The sequence below is a fragment of the Mycobacterium sp. MS1601 genome, from assembly GCF_001984215.1.
Taxonomy (GTDB): domain Bacteria; phylum Actinomycetota; class Actinomycetes; order Mycobacteriales; family Mycobacteriaceae; genus Mycobacterium.
Genome location: NZ_CP019420.1, coordinates 3,385,385 through 3,405,015, shown reverse-complemented (window position 1 = coordinate 3,405,015; position 19,631 = coordinate 3,385,385). Strand labels below are relative to the sequence as shown.

General features: G+C 65.4%; 15 protein-coding genes and 2 pseudogenes. 7 read left to right on the top strand and 10 right to left on the bottom strand.

Annotated elements, in window-relative coordinates; translation table 11 throughout:
- Positions 1 to 23: 23 nt before the first annotated feature.
- Both BVC93_RS16595 and BVC93_RS16590 read right to left on the bottom strand, forming a co-directional pair.
- Positions 24 to 668, bottom strand: a complete 645-nt coding sequence (locus tag BVC93_RS16595) for a TrmH family RNA methyltransferase (RefSeq protein WP_083738431.1) — start codon at positions 666 to 668, stop codon at positions 24 to 26.
- Positions 665 to 1,524 (bottom strand): annotated as a pseudogene (locus BVC93_RS16590) (hypothetical protein). The gene BVC93_RS16595 and the pseudogene BVC93_RS16590 overlap by 4 nt, the downstream one beginning before the upstream one ends.
- A 695-nt stretch (positions 1,525 to 2,219) precedes the next feature.
- On the opposite strand from BVC93_RS16590, the gene BVC93_RS16585 reads away from it, so the two are divergent.
- The 4 genes and pseudogenes from BVC93_RS16585 to BVC93_RS34060 all read left to right on the top strand — a co-directional run.
- Positions 2,220 to 2,972: a hypothetical protein gene (locus BVC93_RS16585; RefSeq protein ID WP_083738430.1), complete on the top strand. Its 753-nt coding sequence runs from the start codon at positions 2,220 to 2,222 to the stop codon at positions 2,970 to 2,972.
- Positions 2,969 to 5,101, top strand: coding sequence for an Rv1355c family protein (locus BVC93_RS16580; protein ID WP_083738429.1), 2,133 nt, complete (start codon positions 2,969 to 2,971; stop codon positions 5,099 to 5,101). Before BVC93_RS16585 ends, BVC93_RS16580 begins: the two co-directional genes overlap by 4 nt.
- An 11-nt stretch (positions 5,102 to 5,112) precedes the next feature.
- Complete coding sequence (locus BVC93_RS16575) at positions 5,113 to 6,966, top strand: bifunctional diguanylate cyclase/phosphodiesterase (RefSeq protein ID WP_083738428.1); 1,854 nt, start codon at positions 5,113 to 5,115, stop codon at positions 6,964 to 6,966.
- 133 nt (positions 6,967 to 7,099) lie between these two features.
- A pseudogene (locus BVC93_RS34060) lies at positions 7,100 to 7,451 on the top strand (IS1380 family transposase); the annotation flags it as partial.
- Between the two features lie 162 nt (positions 7,452 to 7,613).
- Here the strand turns inward: BVC93_RS34060 and BVC93_RS16560 are convergent.
- The 3 genes from BVC93_RS16560 to BVC93_RS16550 are packed head-to-tail and all read right to left on the bottom strand — an operon-like array spanning position 7,614 to position 10,522.
- Positions 7,614 to 8,519, bottom strand: a complete 906-nt coding sequence (locus BVC93_RS16560) for an alpha/beta hydrolase (RefSeq protein ID WP_192860016.1) — start codon at positions 8,517 to 8,519, stop codon at positions 7,614 to 7,616.
- Positions 8,520 to 8,547: 28 nt separating this feature from the next.
- Positions 8,548 to 9,525, bottom strand: a complete 978-nt coding sequence (locus tag BVC93_RS16555; RefSeq protein WP_083738425.1) for an alpha-ketoacid dehydrogenase subunit beta — start codon at positions 9,523 to 9,525, stop codon at positions 8,548 to 8,550.
- Entirely contained in the window at positions 9,518 to 10,522 is a 1,005-nt protein-coding gene (locus BVC93_RS16550) for a thiamine pyrophosphate-dependent dehydrogenase E1 component subunit alpha (protein WP_157516958.1), read from the bottom strand. Before BVC93_RS16550 ends, BVC93_RS16555 begins: the two co-directional genes overlap by 8 nt.
- Before the next feature lie 115 nt (positions 10,523 to 10,637).
- Here BVC93_RS16550 and BVC93_RS16545 point away from each other — a divergent pair, with 115 nt between their 5' ends.
- From BVC93_RS16545 to BVC93_RS16535, 3 genes are all read left to right on the top strand, one after another.
- Entirely contained in the window at positions 10,638 to 11,882 is a 1,245-nt protein-coding gene (locus BVC93_RS16545) for a 2-oxo acid dehydrogenase subunit E2 (RefSeq protein ID WP_157516957.1), read from the top strand.
- A 248-nt stretch (positions 11,883 to 12,130) separates the two neighbouring features.
- Complete coding sequence (locus tag BVC93_RS16540) at positions 12,131 to 13,207, top strand: oxidoreductase (RefSeq protein WP_335583141.1); 1,077 nt, start codon at positions 12,131 to 12,133, stop codon at positions 13,205 to 13,207.
- A complete protein-coding gene (locus tag BVC93_RS16535; protein ID WP_192860015.1) occupies positions 13,204 to 14,577 on the top strand; it encodes an MFS transporter in 1,374 nt (457 codons plus the stop codon). The genes BVC93_RS16540 and BVC93_RS16535 overlap by 4 nt, the downstream gene beginning before the upstream one ends.
- A 320-nt stretch (positions 14,578 to 14,897) precedes the next feature.
- On the opposite strand, the gene BVC93_RS16530 is transcribed toward BVC93_RS16535, so the two are convergent.
- From BVC93_RS16530 to BVC93_RS16510, 5 genes are read right to left on the bottom strand one after another with little or no spacing between them, the layout of a single operon-like run.
- On the bottom strand, positions 14,898 to 15,680 hold the full coding sequence (locus BVC93_RS16530; protein WP_083738420.1) for an IclR family transcriptional regulator: 783 nt from the start codon (positions 15,678 to 15,680) through the stop codon (positions 14,898 to 14,900).
- A 39-nt stretch (positions 15,681 to 15,719) separates the two neighbouring features.
- The gene (locus BVC93_RS16525; RefSeq protein WP_192860013.1) at positions 15,720 to 16,091 is read right to left on the bottom strand and encodes a PPOX class F420-dependent oxidoreductase; all 372 of its coding nucleotides are present in this window, start codon (positions 16,089 to 16,091) and stop codon (positions 15,720 to 15,722) included.
- A 26-nt stretch (positions 16,092 to 16,117) separates the two neighbouring features.
- Positions 16,118 to 17,026 carry a polysaccharide deacetylase family protein gene (locus BVC93_RS16520; RefSeq protein WP_083738418.1) on the bottom strand — a complete coding sequence of 303 codons (909 nt, stop codon included), beginning with the start codon at positions 17,024 to 17,026 and terminating at the stop codon, positions 16,118 to 16,120.
- Positions 17,027 to 17,057: 31 nt separating this feature from the next.
- Entirely contained in the window at positions 17,058 to 18,086 is a 1,029-nt protein-coding gene (locus BVC93_RS16515) for an ABC transporter permease (protein ID WP_083741095.1), read from the bottom strand.
- Positions 18,070 to 19,605, bottom strand: a complete 1,536-nt coding sequence (locus tag BVC93_RS16510) for a sugar ABC transporter ATP-binding protein (protein WP_192860012.1) — start codon at positions 19,603 to 19,605, stop codon at positions 18,070 to 18,072. The genes BVC93_RS16515 and BVC93_RS16510 overlap by 17 nt, the downstream gene beginning before the upstream one ends.
- Between the last annotated feature and the right edge of the window lie 26 nt (positions 19,606 to 19,631).

Below are 19,631 nucleotides of genomic sequence, written 5' to 3'. Positions count from 1 at the left end.
GACATCCTTCCCTAAAACCCGCGTCACCAGGCGGCGTCGAGGTCACCCCACTGCCGGATCCAGGCATGCATGGCGATTCCGGCGGCCACGGAGGCATTGATACTGCGGGTCGATCCGAACTGTGCGATGGATACCACCATCGCGGCACCGCTGCTGGCGGCATCGGTAATGCCGGGGCCTTCCTGCCCGAACACCATCAGTGCCCGCTGCGGTAGATCGGTGCGTTCCAGTGGTGTCGCACCGGGGACGTTGTCGACGGCGACCACGATCAGATCCGTCTCGGCGGCGTACGCCAGCAGATCTGCCGTGGTGTCGTGATGGGCAAGCCGCTGGTAGCGATCGGTCACCATGGCTCCGCGGCGGTTCCAGCGCCTGCGCCCGACGATGTGCACGGTGTCGACCGCAAAGGCGTTGGCCGTGCGCACCACGCCGCCGATGTTGGCGTCGTTTCCGAAGTTCTCGATGGCGACGTGCAACGGGTGACGCCGGGTGTCGATATCGGCGACGATCGCCTCCCGCCGCCAATACCGGTAGGCGTCCACAACATTGCGGGAGTCTCCGTCACGCAGCAGATCCGGGTCGTAACGGGGATCATCCGGCCACGGGCCCGCCCAGGGACCGACGCCGTTGACCTGGGCACCCCACTCGGTGGGTCCTGGGGTACTCATTCGGTCCACACCGCCGCGTGGGTGCCCATCACCGACACTGTCGCATACAGCAGGGCCTCGTTGATCTCACCCTGAGTACACAGGGACGCGTTCAGGTGCACCGAGTTCAGCGACGCGTCGGGCAGCACCAGCAGCGACGCCCCGTACGCCGAACAGGCAGGGTTGATCCCCGGGGCGGCCGGGTGGGCGCCACCACCACCATCATCGGCCCACCGCGGGCCTCGGAGTCGTCGCGGTATTGCTGTGCCACCGCGTCGATCTGCAGGCCCAGCAGCATGTAGCCGTTACCGGCGAACGCCGACGGGTCGCCGAGCGCCTGTGCGGTCAGCGGCACCCCGTCGGCCCGCCATGCCTCGATGCTGGTGGTACTGACGGTCAGTCCGGTATCGGAGGGGTTGGTGGACGGCAGCCCGACCGGGAACGCCGCCGCGTATGCAGCGGCAGTGCCAGGTATCCGCTCGGCCGCCGAGTACGCGTAGACCCCGCGCACCTGGGCCTGATCCCGGATGGGACCAAGACATACCGTCCCGGACAGTCGGTCGTCGGACTGCTGCGACAGCGGTCGCAGCGCCGTGGCGAGCACGTCGTCGCAACTACCGATGCCGGTGCGCTCGATGGGATGCAGCAGCGCTCCGTACAACCCGAATCGAAGGTCCTGTGGTGCGGCGTGTGGCGCCGCCGGATCGCTGGGGGCGGCGTCGATGTCGACGAGGACATGGTCGGCCTCGAATCGTAGATCGGCCACCGACACGTTCCAGCCGAGAAGCTCCTGCGATTCCCCGATTCGGGCTGCCGCGGCACCATACGGCGCCGGGGTGTCGGACGTGCCGTGACCACAACCTGCGAGGACGAGCATCGCTATCACGAGGATTACGCGGTGGGCGTGCACATCTGCTCCAACCAGGGGGGCGGTGGACGGGAACTCCGTTGCACTGTACGGTGCTCGCCCATCGAGCCATGTCACCCCTGGCTGGGCGCATTATTCGCTAGACGTCAGCGGCGACGTCACCGGTCGATGGTGTCGCAGATCCCCGTCTCTGCTGCCCCCTCGATCAGTCAGCAAACCGGCGCACACTCTGCGCTCGCCGTCGGGCGAAAGGGCGTCCAGCGACGTCGAACACGAGGAGCGCGACTCCGGAAAAGCCACCGCCGAACCACCATCCGATGAATTCATGCAGCCGCGGGTCTGACCGATTCTCGTCACCGAGCGGGTGAATGAAAGCCCATCCCACTTCCGCCACACAAGTCCCGGGCGAGTCTATTCTGACACGCCCGCAAATTTTGAATTCAGCCCATCACCAAGGACTGTGGCCGACAGTTCTCGCCGAGCTACCGGCGAGTTCTGGCGGCAAACACAGCACCACCTCGCCGCCGCGCCCCCAATCGAACAGGCCAGACTAGCCAAAAGGTCCCTGAACTGCACTAACGCTCGAAACTACTGGGCAGCACAGGCAATAATTAGTTGTGTCCAAAGGCACGTCGGGGGGATGCGCAAACCAGATAACGCTGTGGCAAACCGTGTGCCACCAGCCCGACAGAAACGGATACCCAGTGACCATTCTGCACGAGGATGTCACCACTCAATCACTGCACCTGTCTGCCAACTACAGTTGGCATGACTCCGAAAGCGATTGCACGATTGTGGTCTCGCAACCTCACGCCGATCCGAATCTGTGGACCGATTACCTGGCCGGAGCCCAGCGCAGCTACCACAAATACGGTGTCGACGCGGCACTCGACTGGGACGAGATCGCCGATGGCAGTGGCACCGCACTGTTCTTTGCCGCAGTCGATTCTTCCGGCAAAGTTGTCGGAGGTGTGCGAGCCAAGGAGCCGTACGACGACGCCGAAGAATCCCACGCCGTGGTGGAGTGGGAAGGCCAGCCAGGTCTCGACACGGTGCGCAAGATGATCAATGACCGAATCCCGTTCGGGCTCTCGGAGATGAAGACCGCATGGGTGTCCGACGACCCGGGCAGCAGCCGCGTTTTGACCACCACGCTGGCCCGTACCGCGATGCACACCATGGCACTACTCGATATCCAATTCATCATGGCCACTGCAGCAGCACACGTCCTGGACCGCTGGCGCTCATCCGGAGGCGTTGTGGTGTCCCGCGTTCCGGCCACCCCGTACCCCGACGAGCGCTACCGCACCAAGATCATGTTCTGGGACCGGCGCACCTACACCAAGCACGCCCAACCGAGCCAGGTCGCCAAGATCGTGACCGAAGCCGCGTACCTTGCTCCGGTGACCTCCGGACTGCGCCCAGTTCCCGCGACCCTCGGCGGGGTTCGCCTGTGAGCCGACCCCACGGCGTCGATCACCCTCAATCGCATACCGCCACAGTGCTCGACGAACGCGACGAGCAGCATCGGCGCGTAGTCGACCGACTGCGGGCCGATCCCGGCACCGAGTTCATCGACACCCTGGCCCAGCAGCGCGACACGCTGTCACGGTTGCGACCGCCCGTTCCGGACGAGCTTCACGCCGAAGCCCCCCGCTGGGTGCACTATCCGTGGCGGCGCACCGTGCTCGCTGTACTGGGACCACGCTCGTTCAGCGCGCTGAGGCTGGACCGCAACCGCAACCTGATCACGTCCACCGAACAGGCCGCCCTGGGCCGCCTGCGGGTGGGGGTGGTGGGTCTGAGCGTCGGCCACGTCATCGCCCACACCATCGCCATGCAGGGTGCGGCAGGTTTTCTGCGCCTGGCCGACTTCGACGAGCTCGAGCTGTCGAACCTCAACCGGGTGCCGGCCACCCTGCTGGACCTCGGCGTCAACAAGGCCGTCATCGCGGCAAGGCGTATCGCCGAGCTGGATCCCTACCTACCGGTGGACGCCCACACCGGCGGGCTGACCACGGACACTCTCGACGCCTTCTTCGACGGCCTGGACATCGTGATCGACGAATGCGATTCGCTGGACATGAAAGTGGTGATCCGCGAGGCAGCCAGGCAGCGCCGCCTACCCGTGTTGATGTCCACCGCCGACCGCGGACTGGTCGACGTCGAACGATTCGACCTGGAGCCTGGGCGGCCCATCCTGCACGGACTACTACGTGGTATCGACTCCACACGGCTGGCAGGCCTGTCGACACGTGACAAGATCCCTCACATGCTCCGCTTCGTCGACATCGCGCGTTCGTCGGCGCGGGGGGCTGCCTCGATGCTCGAGGTCAACTCCACGCTGACCACATGGCCGCAGTTGGCCGGCGAGGTGGTCTTGGGTGCCACCGCAGTTGTCGAGGGCGTACGGCGTATCGGGCTCGGCGAGCCGCTGTCCTCCGGACGGACCAGGATCGACGTCGCGGCAGCACTCGATCAGCTCGAGCAGCCACCACTGCCCCGAGACCTTCCCGACCCCGCCCCGTTCGACGAACCGGTGCCGCAGTCCGTGATCGACCGGGTGGCCACCGCGGCCGGCCGCGCCCCCTCCGGCGGCAACGTCCAGCCCTGGCGCATCTCTGCGGCCACCGACTCCGTGACGGTCCGCCTGGTACCTGACCGGTCGTCGCGCATGGATGTCGCCTACCGGGCCAGCGCGGTGGCACTCGGCGCGTCGGTGTTCAACGCACGGGTGGCTGCCGCGGCGGCCGACCACCGGACCGACGTGCGCATCGACGAGAACCCGGGCGAGGACTGCCCAATGCGGGCCACCGTCCGGCTGTATCCGGGATCCGCCCCGGATCTGGCCACGTTGTACGGCCCGATGCTGGACCGGGGCACCAACCGCAACCTCGGCACCGGCGAGGCGCTGGACCCGCGCACCGCCGATGTCCTGCGAACCGCGGCGGACAGCCAGGGCGCCACGCTGCGACTGATCACCGACCGCGCTGACATCGAAGCGGCCGGCAGGCTGATGGCCGCAGCAGATCGTGTGCGGTACCTGACCGCCGAGCTGCACCGGGAGATGATCTCGGAACTCCGCTGGCCGGGCGAGGCGAACCAGGACACCGGCATCGACGTCCTCGGACTGGGGATCGAGCGTAACGACATGGTGCTCCTGGAGATGCTGCGCCGCCCCGATGTGATGGCGTGGCTGGCGGACTGGGACGCCGGCTCCGGATTGGGTGACGATACGTTCGACAAGGTGAGTTCCAGTTCGGCGCTGGCCGTGGTGAGCATCGACGGCGACACCTTGACCGACTACGCCCGCGGCGGTGCGGCCACCGAGTTGGTCTGGATCACCGCCGAGCAACACGGGCTCGCTGTGCACCCGATGTCGCCGGTGTTCCTCTACGCTCATGACGGCGGCGATCTGGCGGAGCTCTCGGCACCATTCGCCGACACACTGAAGGGACTCCAGGAGGCATTTCACCGGCTGGCTCAGACTGCAGGCCTGCGTCATGCCCTGGTGCTCCGGCTGTCCCATGCGCCAGACTCGTCCATCCGCAGCCGCCGCGAGGCTTACACTAGGAAAGATGGTTAAGGCGTAACGTCATGTCAAGACGCTTGGACCTCCTTGTCACGTCCGTCGCCACGCGACTCATGGCGGCCACGGCCGACACCTCGGTGGAGTTGAGCACCCAGGTCCTGGCCCACCTGGTCGAATACTTCGGCGTCGACGTCAGTTTCCTGCGCCACAACGACCACGAGATTCGTGCCACCAAGCTCGTCGCCGAATGGCCGCCGCGACCGTTCATCCCGGATCCGGACCCCATCGGGGTGGTGTACTTCGCCGATGCCGACCCGGTCTTCGCCGTCGCGGAGCACGCCAAGGAACCGGTGATCATCCGCCCCACGCCTGCCACCGACGACTACCAGCGAAAGATCGAGGAAAGCAGCGGCGTGGTGGCCACGTCGGGCGCGTTCGTGCCATTGGTCTCTGGCGATGTCACCACCGGCGCAATGGGATTCATCAAGTACGGCGACCGCGAGTGGTTACCTGAGGAGGTCGACGCGCTCAAAGCCATCGCGTCGCTGTTCTCCCAGGTCCAGGCGCGCATCCTCGCCGAGGAACAACTCCGCTATCTCGCTGAGCACGACGACCTGACCGGGCTGCACAATCGCAGGGCGCTGATCGCACACCTGGAGAAGCGGTTGGCCGCCGGGCAGCCGGGACCCGTCGCCGCGCTGTTCCTCGATCTGGACCGTCTCAAAGCCGTCAACGACTACCTCGGCCACAACGCCGGTGACTGGTTCATCCGCATCTTCGCAGAGCGGTTGCGCGCCAAGGCAGGCTCCGACAGTCTGATCGCTCGCCTGGGCGGCGACGAGTTCGTGGTGGTGCCCAACGGTGCCATCGATGTCGAGGGCGGCGACAATCTGGCCCACCGTCTGCAGGCGGCGCTGCGTGAGCGGGTGGCCATCGACGGTGAAACGCTCACACGCACAGTCAGTGTCGGTGTCGCACTGGGCGAACCTGGTGTCGACTCCGCCTCGGATCTGCTGCGCAAAGCCGATCAAGCTGTGCTCACCGCCAAGAGCGCCGGCGGCAACAAGATCGCGGTGTTCTCCGAGGACATGTCGCTGAAGACCACGTTCCGCAACGACATCGAGCTGCACCTGCAGGGTGTCATCGAAAGCGACTCGCTGGTGTTGCACTATCTGCCCGAGATCGACATGCGCACCGGCGAAGTGCTGGCCGCCGAGGCCCTGGTCCGCTGGCAACACCCAACCAGGGGTCTGCTGTACCCCGATTCGTTCATCGCCGTGGCCGAGTCCATCAACCTGGCGGGCGAGCTGGGTCGCTGGGTGATGCGGACCGCGTGCTCGGAGTTCGCGCGGTGGCGCTCGCGCGGCATCGGCCTGGATGCCGTCATGCGACTCAACGTCTCGCCGGTTCAACTGGTGGCCGACGGTTTTGCCGAGACAGTGGCCGACATCCTCGACGAGTTCGGTCTCGACGGCCAGTCGGTGTGCTTGGAGATCACCGAAAGCGTTGTCGTACAAGACATCGAGACCACACGCATTACCCTGGCGGCACTCAAAGAGGTGGGTGTCCAGATCGCCATCGATGACTTCGGCACCGGCTACAGCGTGCTGTCACACCTGAAGTCGCTGCCCGTGGACACCCTGAAGATCGACAGGAGCTTCGTCCACGACTTGGGCAGCAGCGCAGGCGATCTCGCGATCGTGCGGGCGGTGATCGCCTTGGCCGAGGCCTTCGATCTGCAGTTGGTGGCCGAGGGCGTGGAGACCGAGGCAGCAGCGCGCACCCTGGTGCAGCACGGCTGCAACAGGGCACAGGGCTTTCTGCTGTCCCGCCCGCTGGTGGGCCCTGCCATGGAGGCGTTGTTCGCCCAGAAGCGGATCCCGGCGCCCATTCCGACGCCTGCACCTGCCTCGAACTGAGCCTCCATTCACCGATGAAATGCCGGTGGGTTCGGGGTGTTGAACTGAGAAAAAGTGCCCTCTGAACTAACTGGGATGTTTGATGTTCCTTAAGAATTGATCAACCGGGCTCGGAAAGGCACTTCCGGTGTAGATGTCGCATGACGTCGGCGCCGCGGCGGCGGTGTTCGACGACGATCATCTCGTGGCAGTGCACCGCGTGGGTGATGATGCTGGCCACCCAGTCAGGGTTGTCTGACCTGTTGGCCGGGAAGGTCCCTTGCGCCGAGCCTCGGATCAAGTCCGGGTCGGCCAACCCGTCTCCGAAGCTGACCACGGTGATCGCAGGGATGTGCGCGGGCGCGGACAGTATCGACAACCTCGGCGTGCTGCGCAGCGACGAGATAGAGACACTTTTCGACAGCGTGTCCGCGCCCTCGACCATCGGAACGTTGTTGCAGGAGTTCACTTTCGGACAAACCCGGGTACTGGAATCAATTTCGCGTGAGCCGACGCCGATGAGTTCATCGACGGTCCCTCGACCCACATACGCTCGGGACGCTTCGGCGCGATTTCGGCCTGGATCCCGTGCGCCGCGATCGCCCACACACTGCTGCGCGCAGTCGGCGTGTCCGCGGAGCCATCCGACCTCTCCATCGGGTACGTGGTCAGAGACTCCGGCTGAAGAACGAAGCGATGTCCGAAGCAACCCCTTGCTGCGCCTGGCGATCGGTGTACAGCGTCAGATGATCGGACTTGGGAACGATGGTCAGCTCCTTTGCCTCTCCAGGGATCTGGCCGAAGGCGTCGACCGCGAGATCCCAGTGGGTGTGGTCGTCACCCTCTGCGATCACCAGCTTGACCGGCTTGCCGACCAGGCGACGGAGGTACGGGCCGACGTGATAGCCGAGCAGCAGCTCGGAGGACTCCCAGGTGGCCCGTCCGAGGTAGTTCGGCGCCTCCCGATCCTTGAGCATGCGGAAGGTTTCCTTGCTCCTCGGGAAGGGCCAGGTCGACAGATCTCCCTCACGTGCCGGCTGGTGTTCGATGTAGCCCACCTCGCCGGTTCGGTACTGCTCGCGCCGCATGTCGAGCAACGCCTGCTGGAAGCGCCGGAAGCCGATGGTGCCGTGGGCAAGTCGCATGTTCTGGTAGCCGTCGATGACGGGGACAACGCCGCACAGTGCCTTCACCCGGCTGTCCTCTGCGCCGACCTGGAGGACGTGCCCGCCGCTATAAGAGATTCCCCAGACACCGATGCGCTCCGCGTCGACGGCGTCGAGCCCCTCGGCGAAGGTGATGGTGTTGCGGTAGTCGGCAACCTGCTTAGCCGGGTCGATGTGTTGACGCGGCTCACCGGTGCTGTCTCCGAAGCAACGGTAGTCGAACACCACCGCGGCGAGCCCAGCCTCCGCGAAGGCACGCGCGTACGTCGGCTGGGCGAGCTCTTTGACATAGCACCATCCACCCGCCATCACGACCGTCGGGTGCGGCCCCGGGGTGTCGGGCAGATAGAGATCGGCGGAAAGGGTCTCGCCGTCGCTGGGGATGGAAAGGGACTGCGGTTCGATCACGTGACTCGTTCTCCTCATCTTCGGTGGTTCAGTACGCCGCGATGTCGCGGATCTCTGCGTAAATGCGGTCCTCGGTCGGGACCACGTGATCCTCCAGGTGCTGGCCGACGGGGATCGGGATGCGCTTGGACCCCACCCGCCGGACCGGTGCGTCGAGGTCGGTGAGCAGCTGGTCGGCTGCGCGAGAAGCCACCTCGCCGCCCCACCCGCAAAACTCGACGGCCTCGTGGACGATGAGGAGCCGGTTGGTCCGACGCACCGAGCGCGCGACGGTCTCGAAATCGAGTGGCCAGAGATATCGCAGGTCGACGACCTCGCACTGGACGCCGTCGGCGGCTGCCCGCTCTGCGGCCGCGAGCGCCCGCGGCACCATGCGACCGGCAGAGACAATGGTCACGTCGTCGCCGGCCCGGACTACGCGCGCATCCATCGACCGATATCCCTCGGTCTCATCGACCTCCTCTACGGCGCGAAAGTAGAGGTACTTGTTCTCCAGGAAGATGACGGGGTCGTCGGTGCGGATGGCGTGCCGCATCATCCAGTACGCGTCGGACGGAGTGCTCGGCATCGCCACGATCAGGCCTGGGATGTGTGCGTAGATCGTCTCGAAGCTCTGCGAATGCTGCGGGCCGTGGTTGGTCCCGGCACCTCCCGGCAGGCGCACGACCATGGGCGCGTTGAACTGCCCGTTGCTCATGTAGTGAATCTTCGCCGCGAAGTTGAACAGCTGGTCCATCGCCTGGGTGGAGAAATCGGAGAACATGATCTCTACGACCGGGCGCATTCCCTCCGTCGCGACCCCCACGGCGAACCCCGTCAGCGCTCCCTCCGCCAGGACCGAGTCCATCACCCGGTCACTGCCGAACCGATCGATGAGCCCCTTGGTGACAGCGAAGACGCCGCCGAGCTGACCGACTTCCTCGCCCATGATCACGACGTTCTCGTCGATTGCCATCTCCGCGGCCATTCCCTCACGGATCGCCTCGAGGAATTTGAGTTCAGGCATTCCAGTGCAGACCTTTCGTGCTGTAGACGAACATCTCTGCGGTCTCGGCCGCCGGTACCGCGCCGGCCTCGCCCTTCTCGATCGCCTGCCGGACGGTCTCGGCGACTTCTTCGTCGACCGCTTCGGCCTCGACCGGACGCAGCCGACTCCGCAAGAGCGCCAAGGGGTCGTGCATATCGAGCCAATCGGCGCCGTCCCGTTTGCCGCGATACATGTAGTCGGCGTCGGTCAAGCTGTGCGGTCGGACCCGGTACACCCCGACCTCGAGGAACGCCGGAACACCGGTGCGCACCAGCGCGACGAGTTCCTGGGCCACGGCGTAGACGTCACGCACGTCGCGCCCGTCGACGTACCGCGCCTCGATACCAGACGCGGCGGCCTGGCGCGCGATCGAGCCCGGAGGTCCGAAGACCCGCTCCGCCGACATCGAGTGCGCCCAGCCGTTGTTCTCGCAGACGAACAAGCACGGCGCGGACCAGTGCCGCGCGGTGCGGATGGTCTCGGAGAAGACGCCATTGGCAAAGCCACCGTCGCCAGCGAAGGCCACCGCGATCCCGGGCTTGCCCAGCCGCCGCCGCGCCCAGCCGGCGCCGGCCGCCCACGGGAGGGTACCGCCGACAATGGCGGACTCGCCGTAGAAGTTCACGCTCCGGTCGTGCAAGTGCATCGACGCGCCGCGTCCGCCCGTGGTTCCGTGAGTCTTCCTGTAGAGCTCACCGATGACAGCGTCGGCGGTAACGCCCTTGGCGATCGCATGTCCGTGGCCGCGGTGGTTGCTGGTCACGATGTCGTCCGGGCCGAGTGCGGCGCACACTCCCGCCGCAGCCGACTCCTGTCCCAGCGAGGAGTGAAACGAGCCGTTGATTCGGCCCTGTCGGTGAACTCGTTCGATCCCGCTTTCGACCTCGCGGATCAGCAGCATCGTCCGGTAGAGCGCGACGTCCGAGGCGCGGTCCACCTCCGGGGTGGTCAGCACGTGTGCCTGCGGGGTAGTCACGATCCGCCTCCTGCTCGTATTGTGGTCACGTGCTCGTATAGTGCACCATGCGGAACGTCCGGTCAACGCCGGCGGAACCGTTTCGCCCGCCGAAGCCGCTCACCGAAGGAGCACCGTGTCCAATTCCGTCGTCTTGCCCACCCTCGGCGAGTCCGTCACCGAAGGCACCATCGCGAGGTGGCTGAAGTCGGTCGGCGACCACGTCGCGGTAGACGAGCCGCTCGTGGAAGTGTCCACCGACAAGGTCGACACCGAAATCCCTTCCCCGACTGCGGGTATCCTGTTGGAGATCCTCGCCGCGGAGGACACGACGGTCACCGTCGGGGACCCCATCGCGATCGTCGGCGAGCCTGAGCTGGACACCACCGCGCCGGCCAAAACCGCGCCCGACCCGCTGGCGCCAGCCGTGGCCTCCCCCTACCGCGCGCTCCGCTACACCCCGCTCGTCCGGCGGCTCGCGGCCGAGCACAACGTCACCCTCGCGGACCTGACTGGCACCGGCCGCGACGGACGGGTCCGCAAGCAGGACGTCCTCGCCGCGGCGGGGAGGTCCATCCAACCCGCCACAGCGCACAACCCCACGACTACGGCGGCCCCAGCCGCACCCAGCCGGCCCGCACCGCCCTCGCCCGCTCCCGGGGTGACCGGTCCCGAACGCCGCGTGCAGCTGAGCCGCCGGCGCCGCGAGATCGCCACTCAGATGATGGAAGCGCTGCGTTCGTCGGCGCCCCTGACGACTGTCATCGAGGTCGACGTCACCAACATCTCCCGGTTGTGTGAGCAGTCAGAGGATGCATTCCTGGAGCGCCATGGCATTCAGCTGACGTTCCTGCCGTTCGTGACCAAAGCCGTTGCGGACACCCTGACCAGCCACCCCATGCTCAACGCTTCGCTCGACCTCCACGCCGGCGAGGTTGTACTGCACAACCACCAGAACATCGCGATTGCCGTCGACACCGAGACCGGGCTTTACATGCCGGTCGTGCGCGAGGTCGGCAACCTCTCGGTGCCAGGACTGGCCCGCAAGATCGACGATCTGACTGCACGGGCACGCAGCCGGTCACTGGAAACCGACGAGCTGACCGGAGGCACGTTCACGATCACCAACACCAGCAGCCGCGGCACCCTGTTCGACACACCGATCATCAACCACCCACAGGTGGCGGTTCTGGGGATCGGATCCGTCGTCAAACGGCCGGTCGTGACCGACAGTGCGGACAACCTCGGCGAGACCCTTGCAATACGGAGCATGGTCTACCTGTCGCTGACCTACGACCATCAGCTGCTCGACGGCGCCGACGCCGCCAGCTTTCTCAGTGACTTGCGGACACGACTGGAGTCGGGCCGATTCGACGCCTGAGAGCCCTGAAAGGTCCAGCAGCCGTGACCACCGCGTGCGACGTGAGCCGGAACGCGACTGTTCGGGGCATGGACAGAAACTGTGCGGGCGATGTATAAAAAGCCGTTCCCTATGCGAGCGAATGCTCGCATAACGAGCGCAAGGAGAACGAGTTGGCGAAGAATGCGCGGCACGCCCCCCCCACGGGGGGCCCTGGATTGTTCGACGAGATCGTTCTCAGGGATGTGGCCGTGCGCAACAGAGTATGGATGTCGCCGATGTGTCAGTACTCAGCCTGCGAAATCGGGGGCGTCGCAGGAATGCCGACTGACTGGCATCTCGCGCATCTGATGACACGTGCCTGCGGAGGTGCCGGACTCATAATCGTCGAGGCCACCGCGGTCTCACCGGAGGCTCGTATCACCCCGAGCGACCTCGGAATCTGGAGCGACCACCACATTGCGCCGCTGAGGCGCCTCTCCTCTGCCATCCGCGAGGCAGGCGCAGTCCCGGCGATCCAACTTGCGCACGCGGGCCGGAAGGCATCAACTGACCTGCCCTGGCGGGCACGCGGCCGAAGGTTGTTGCCGGAACAGGGCGGATGGACTCCGCTGGGGCCTGTCTCCGATCCGGTCTGGGGCGCTCAGGCAATACCGGTGGAGCAAATGTCAGACATCGCAGAACAGTTCGGCGCAGCAGCCCGCAGGGCAGCCGCCGCGGGATACGAAGCCGTCGAGATACACGGCGGGCACGGGTATCTGCTCCACCAGTTCCTGTCGCCCTCCAGCAATTCACGCACGGACGCCTACGGTGTCGACTTCGCCGGCAGATCCAGGCTCGCCATCGACGTGTTCCGAAGCGTACGAGAGAACTTCCCTCGCGGGCTTCCCGTCTTCTTCCGACTGTCCGCGACCGACTGGGCACCCCGAGGCGAACCCGCGTGGGACCTCACGCAAGCAACGCGCCTTGCACAAGAGCTGGACACCCTCGGCGTCGACCTCATCGACGTGACCAGCGGCGGTCTCATCAAAGGGGCCCGCATCGACGTGTTTCCGGGCTACCAAGTCCCGTTCGCCAGGCACATCAAACAAGCCGTCAGTAGGTCTGCCGTGTCCGCCGTCGGCAAGATCACCGATCCCACACATGCGGAGTCCATCGTCGGCGCCGGAGACGCAGATGTGGTCCTCGTCGGCCGCGCGCTCCTGGAAGAGCCGTACTGGGTACGAAATGCGTCGCGGGCAGTGCGTATCCCCTTCCCCGATCAGTACGAATGGGCCGTTGGCCCACGGGGAAACAGCGACTTCACCGAACCGAAGAGCGCCACACCGACAACGAGAGAAGCATGAGTATGCCGAGCGCACAGACCACGGCCTCGACCCGAGCGGAGATCCGGCGGGTCACCGCGGCGGGCACCACCGCCAACGCTCTCGAGTACTACGACTTCTTTCTGTACGGCACCGCCGCCGCGCTCGTGTTCAACGTGCTGTTCTTTCCCGACCTCTCCCCCATGATCGGCACCATCGCCGCATTCGGTACGTGGGGAGTGGGTTTTATCGCACGGCCGTTCGGCAGCATCTTCTTCGGCCACTTCGGCGACCGTCTCGGACGTAAGAACGTGCTCATTGTGACCCTGGTGACGATGGGGTCAGCCACGACGCTGATCGGCGTTCTGCCCACCTACGACACCGCCGGCATCTGGGCCCCGATCCTTCTCGTGACGATGCGCTTCATCCAGGGGTTCGCGGTCGGAGGCGAATGGGGCGGCACCACTTCCCTTATTGCCGAGCATTCACCGAACTCGCAGCGCGGGTTTTACACAGGTCTCAGCCAGTCCGGTGTCTCATCGGGCTTCGTGCTCTCCGCCGGCGTTGTTGCCCTCGTGACGATGCTCCCCGACGAAGCGCTTCTGTCCTGGGGCTGGCGGATCCCGTTCCTTCTCTCGATCGCGCTGCTCGCCATCGGGCTCTACATCCGCCTTCAAGTATCCGAGTCCCCTTTGTTCCAAGAGGCTCAGACCGCCCACGACCGGCGCCCGCAAAAAAGCAGTCCTGTCTTCCAAGCCATTCGCTACAACCCTCGGTCGATGTTCGTCGCGATCGGCGCGCGTGTCGGGGAGACCAGCGGCGCCTACATGATTCAGACCTTCGTCCTCGTCTATGCGACGACAACCCTCGGACTGGATCGCTCGACTCTCCTCTGGATCCTCGTCCTTGCCGTCACGATCGAGTTGGCCACCATCCCGATCTTCGGCTCCCTGTCCGACCGGGTCGGTCGGCGCCCGGTGTACCTGATCGGGGCCGGTTGCCTTGGCCTGTTTGCGTTTCCGCTCTTCGTGCTCATCAACACAGAGTCCTTGCTGTGGATCACCATCGCCCTGATCATCGGGATGGCACTCTGCCACGGCGCGATGGTCGGCGCTCAAGCAGCCTATTTCGCAGAGCTTTTCGACACCGGCAGCCGGTACAGTGGGGCCGCTCTGGGCAACAGCATAGGAGGATCCCTCGCTGGTGGACTCACACCGATCGTATCCCTCACCCTGCTGGAAGTGACCGGAACAGTCTGGGCTGTCGCCGCTTTGTTGTGCGGCCTCGCACTCATCACGGTGCTGGCGATCGTGCTGGGGCCAGAAACCCGGGGCCGGGTTCTCAGTGAGCCGCTCCGGCCCCACCACGGTGTTGCCTCTAGTGAAGATCCCCAGCCCGGCCCACGGCTTTGACGGATCTGGGTCCAGAACATGACTCAGGAGTTGACAGTCGACTACGACAGACGTCCGGGCGGGTCGACAGCTTGCGAGCCTCGTCCAACATGTCGAGAGACCATGCGATTGGTGTTCTCGGCGCCGGTCGGCGCAAACGGGGAAATCGCCTGGGCTACTGAGCCTTTCGACCTTAAGGGCCTGCGCACCTTTCAACTCGGCGCAGGGAACCCACCCGCCGCACAGCCGATGCCCACCACCGGTTCCCAAAAGCCGCAGCTAGGAGCAGGTCCTTCCGGAATCACCGCGAAGTCGGTTTCCGGGCACCCGATCACCGGAGTTCAGAGGCTGTTCTGTTGCGCCTGGATCAGGCACTCGATCTCGTTGGCCGCCTGCTGCAGCTGAGGCGCGATGACGTCCTCGATCTCTCCGCGTTCGATGACGCGGACGTAGGCGGCATTGATCGCCGCCGCGGGTCGGCCGTCCGGGCCGAGCACCGGGACGGCGACACCCCGCATACCCTCGTCGACTTCCTCATCAATCACCGCATAGCCGAGTTGGCGTGCCTGGCGGATGCGTTCCCACACCTCGGCGGTCGATGTTGCACCCTTCGCCGTCCTCGCGACGACATCGGACGCAGCAAGCACAGCGTCGACTTCGGCGTCGGGGAGTCGGGACAGGATCGCCCGGCCTTGGGAGGAGCAATAGGCAGGCAGCGTGCTTCCGACGGTCAACCGGATATCGAGCAAGCTCGGACCGCGTAATCGCAGAATGTACTGGATATCCGTCCCACGGAGCACCGACATGTTGATCGTCGTGCCCAGCGCCTCTCGAGTGCGACGAAGGACCGGCTCGGCGATTTCGGCGAGAACCAGCCCACGCAGCGCGATCTGGCCAAAAGCGACCATCTTGCTTCCGGGCCGGTACTTCCCGCTGGGCAGCACCTCGAGGTAGCCGACGTGCACCAAGGACTGGCAGAACCGGTAAACAGTTCCGCGGTTCAGCCCGGTCATCCGGACGATCTCCTGCTCGGTCCACTCACCCGGCTCCCGGGTGAACAGATCCAGGATGGACGCAGCGCGCACCACCGACTGAATCAATGAGCTCGGCACGTCGTCGTCCAACTCGCACCTCCCCTGACTAGATCTTCGACCGTGTGGGCGTCACGCAGCCTTCCAAACGACCTTCTCCGGATGCAACACACCTTTGAGGCGTTTCGCTCCGGTCGCGTCGGCTGTGTAGACAGGCTGTCCCAGATAGCGCATCGCGAGACTGTTGATCAGTGCGTTGTCATCGTCGATCGAGAAATCCACCCGGCCTCGCACTTCCAGGTACCGATACGGGTTGTCGACCGCGTGCACCAGCAAGGACACGTTCGGGTTGCTCCGGATGTTGCGGGTCTTGAGACGTCCCTCGATCGTACTGAACACAGGAATCCCCGCCTCGTGGGCCACCCAGACGACCGATGACTGTACGCGTCCTCCGGTTCCGGCTGTGGAGAGCACGCCGCAGTTCAGACCACTGAGCAGTTCCACAGCGTCGACCGGGATCAACGGGGCATTCACTGGTTGCGCTCCGTCCGGGACGGGGCAACCGAGTCGAACGGCACCCGGCGTCGGTACTGCGCTGCCGCGGCCTCCATCGTCACGAACTCGACGCCCGGATGCCTGGCGACGTACTGGATGAACCGCTCCAGCATCGCCGCGATCTGCGGCCGCCCCGACGCGTCGGGGTGCGTGTTCAGCGAGAACACGGCGTAATCCATCTCCCGGTAGATCCAGTCGAATTGGTCTCTCCAGTCCTGCTCGATCGAGCGCGGGCTGACCCAGCCGTGGCTGTTGCTCATCTTCTTGATGAACACCATCGGCGTGAAGTCACTGAGGTACCAGTTCGGCGGGAGGACCACCAGGTCGACCGGGGCTCCGCTGACGTATGGCCTCATCCACGACTCCGCGGCTTGGTCATAGTCGATCGCAGTCCAACTGTCACCCGAGCGCGCATAGAACGGCGTGAAGTCGTCGAACTGCTGCGTGTGATCGTAGGAGAACCCGTTACGCACCAGCAGGTCGATGGTGTTCTCGGACAGCTCCAACCACGGCGCGACATAGCCGACGGGAGGCCGGCCGCACAGTCTGTCGATGAGCTCGATGGACTTCTCGAGGATCACCCGCTCCTGTTCCAGGCTCAGCGATGTCGGGTTCTCGTGCGTGTAGCCGTGGGCGCCGATCTCATGCCCGGCGTCGGCCACCATTTGCATCTCCCGCGGGAACGACTCGATGGAGTGGCCGGGGATGAAGAAGGTCGCCGGCACCGAGTGACGCTCGAGGAGACGAAGCATGCGCGGGATTCCGACCTCGGCGGCGAAGACACCTCGTTGGATGTCCGCGGGCGAGTCCTCGCCACCGTAGCTGCCGATCCACCCTGCGACGGAGTCGACGTCGACCCCCACACACACCTGGATCTTCTTCATCTGGATTTCCTTCCGAGGAGAGGGTGGTCGGTCAGGCACGAGCCGCGGCGACACGTGCACGACGCTTGGCGACCAGTCGCGAAAGTGCCACTGCGAGCACCAGGGCCGAACCGTAGAAGAGGTCTTGGACGAAGCTCGCAAAGCCCAGGATCGAGAGGCCCGAGATTCCAGTGACCAGGAAGTAGACCGCGATCAATGCGCCGATCGGGTTGAAAAGTCCGGGTTTGATCGCGGCTGAACCCAAGAAGGCTGCGGCAAAGGCGGGCATCAGGTAACTGCTGCCCGACGTCGGGTCCGCTCCCCCCAATGTGCCGACGTAGACCACGCCGGCCAGGGCGGCGAACAGCGCGGACAGGGCAAAGCCAATGACCCTGACCCGGTCGACACGGATGCCGCTGAGATGGGCGACCGTCCGACTCTTGCCGACAAACAGCATCCGCTTGCCAAGGCTCGTCCGCTCGAACAGGTAAAGAACGATCAAACAGGCGCCCAGACCGAAGTAGAACGCGAGCGGCACTCCGAGCCAACGCGTCCCGATCACCACGTTGACCAGGTCCGTCGAGACGCCGCTGATCGTCTGCGAATCGCTCAGCCACAGTGCCAAACCGGTGTAGACCGTGCCCGTGCCGAGGGTGACGATGAAGGGGTTGATGTCGAAGAAGACACTGACAAAGCCGTTGACCAGGCCTACCGTTACGCCGATGGCGGCCGCGAGCGCCACACAGACCCAGATGTTCACACCGTGCTGAGCATTCAGTACCGCTACTGTCATCGCCGACAGCGTCATGACGCCACCGATGGACATGTCGTAGTCGCCGCAGCGTAGGGCGATCAGCAGACCGGAGCTCAGCACCACCAGAGCTGCCTGGGACCCGAACATCGCGGCGAAGTTGGACCAGGTCAAAAAGGAGTCCGGGCGCAGCACGCCGAAGAAGACGATGACCGCCGCCCACACGACCAGGAGCCCATAGCGGTTGGCAAGGTCGACGCTGCCCGCTCGAGAGCGTCGCGCCGCCGGCGCGGTATCGGAAGGGGTCTCCTTCTCAGACAGCACTGACACGGCCACTCTCCTCTGCGGAATCGATGAGTTTTCCCATGCACGCGGCCGAGATCGAGGCCTTTGTGGCCGCGGCCGTGCCAAGCTCGGCGCTGACGCGCCCGCGCTCCATGACGAGGACCCGGTCGCACATCTGCGCGAGCTCCTCGTGGTCCGCGCTGGCCAGCAGGACAGCCGTCCCCTGGCTTGTGGCTACCTCGATCAGCCTGTAGATCTCCGCTCGTGCTCCGATGTCGACGCCCTGCGTCGGTTCTTGAAGGAGGAGCACCGCAGGATCGTCCTCGAGCCACTTACCCAGGACCACCTTCTGCTGGTTGCCGCCGCTGAGGTTCTCGATCGCCATGTGCGGGACAGGCGGCCGCACGGCGAATCGCTGCAGTGTCGCCGCCTGTTGCTTCCGAGCCGCTCCCACGCGCAGCCACCATGACCTGCCCCGGCTCGCCAACTTCTGCATCTGGATGTTCTCGCCGATCGTCAGACCGGCAACCACCCCTTGGGTCGGCCGGTCGGCCGGGACCAGGGCGATGCCGGACGACACGCTGCGTGCGGGCGTTGTCCCTCGGGCGTCGTACGCCGGCCGGTCGCCAAGCGCGATCTCGCCCGCCTTGGCGCCCTTTGCCCCATGAATCAGGTCGAGGACGTCGTCGTACCCGGAGCCGATGATCCCGGTCAGCCCCACGACCTCGCCGGCGCGGACAGTCAGGGACACCTGCTCGACAGCGGCTCCAGACAGGCCGGTCACCGTGAGAGCCACCGTCTCCGACATGGGTCCGGTCGGCCGACAATGGCTGCTCACGTCGCGGCCGGCGATCAGGCGGACCAGCTGGTCACGGTCGACGTCGGTCGACGGGCAGGTCGCGACGACCTGGCCGTCCCGTAGCACGGTGATGTCGTCCGCGTGCGCAATTGCCTCGTCGAGGTCGTGGGAGACGAAAACAACTGACCCGCCCTCGTCGGCGAACTGTCGGGCAGTCCGGAACAGTGCCTCTGCCCCCGAACGGGGAAGGAAAGCAGTCGTCTCGTCGAGAAACAGCACGCCTGACGCACCTCGCTGTTCCTTGTTCTCCGCGAGCAGATCGAGGCTGCGCGCCACGGCCACGAGAGCCCGCTCCGAGCGCGACAGGCTCGCCACGTCGACACGCGGGTTGATGTGGAGGCCAGCACGTTCCAGGCTTGCCATGGCTCGACGCACCTCGTGGCGCATCGACACCGACAGACCTGCTCCGATGAGCCAAGGCATCCGCAGGTTCTCCGCAACGCTCAGGCCATCAATCAGTCCGAGGTCCTGGTGCACAAAGGCAAGGCCAAGTGACCGCGCCTCCCCTGGCCGCAATGGCGTCTGGACGGGGTGGCCACCTATCTCGATGACCGCCCCCGAATCCGGCGTGACAACCCCGGCGAGGATCTTGATCAACGTCGACTTGCCACAACCGTTGGGACCGAGCAGGGCGTGGATCGTTCCGGACCTGAGCTGCAGCGAGGCCTCGCTGACCACGCGGTTGGCGCCGTAGGTTTTGCTCACACTCGCTGCGTGGAGGCTGACGTCGC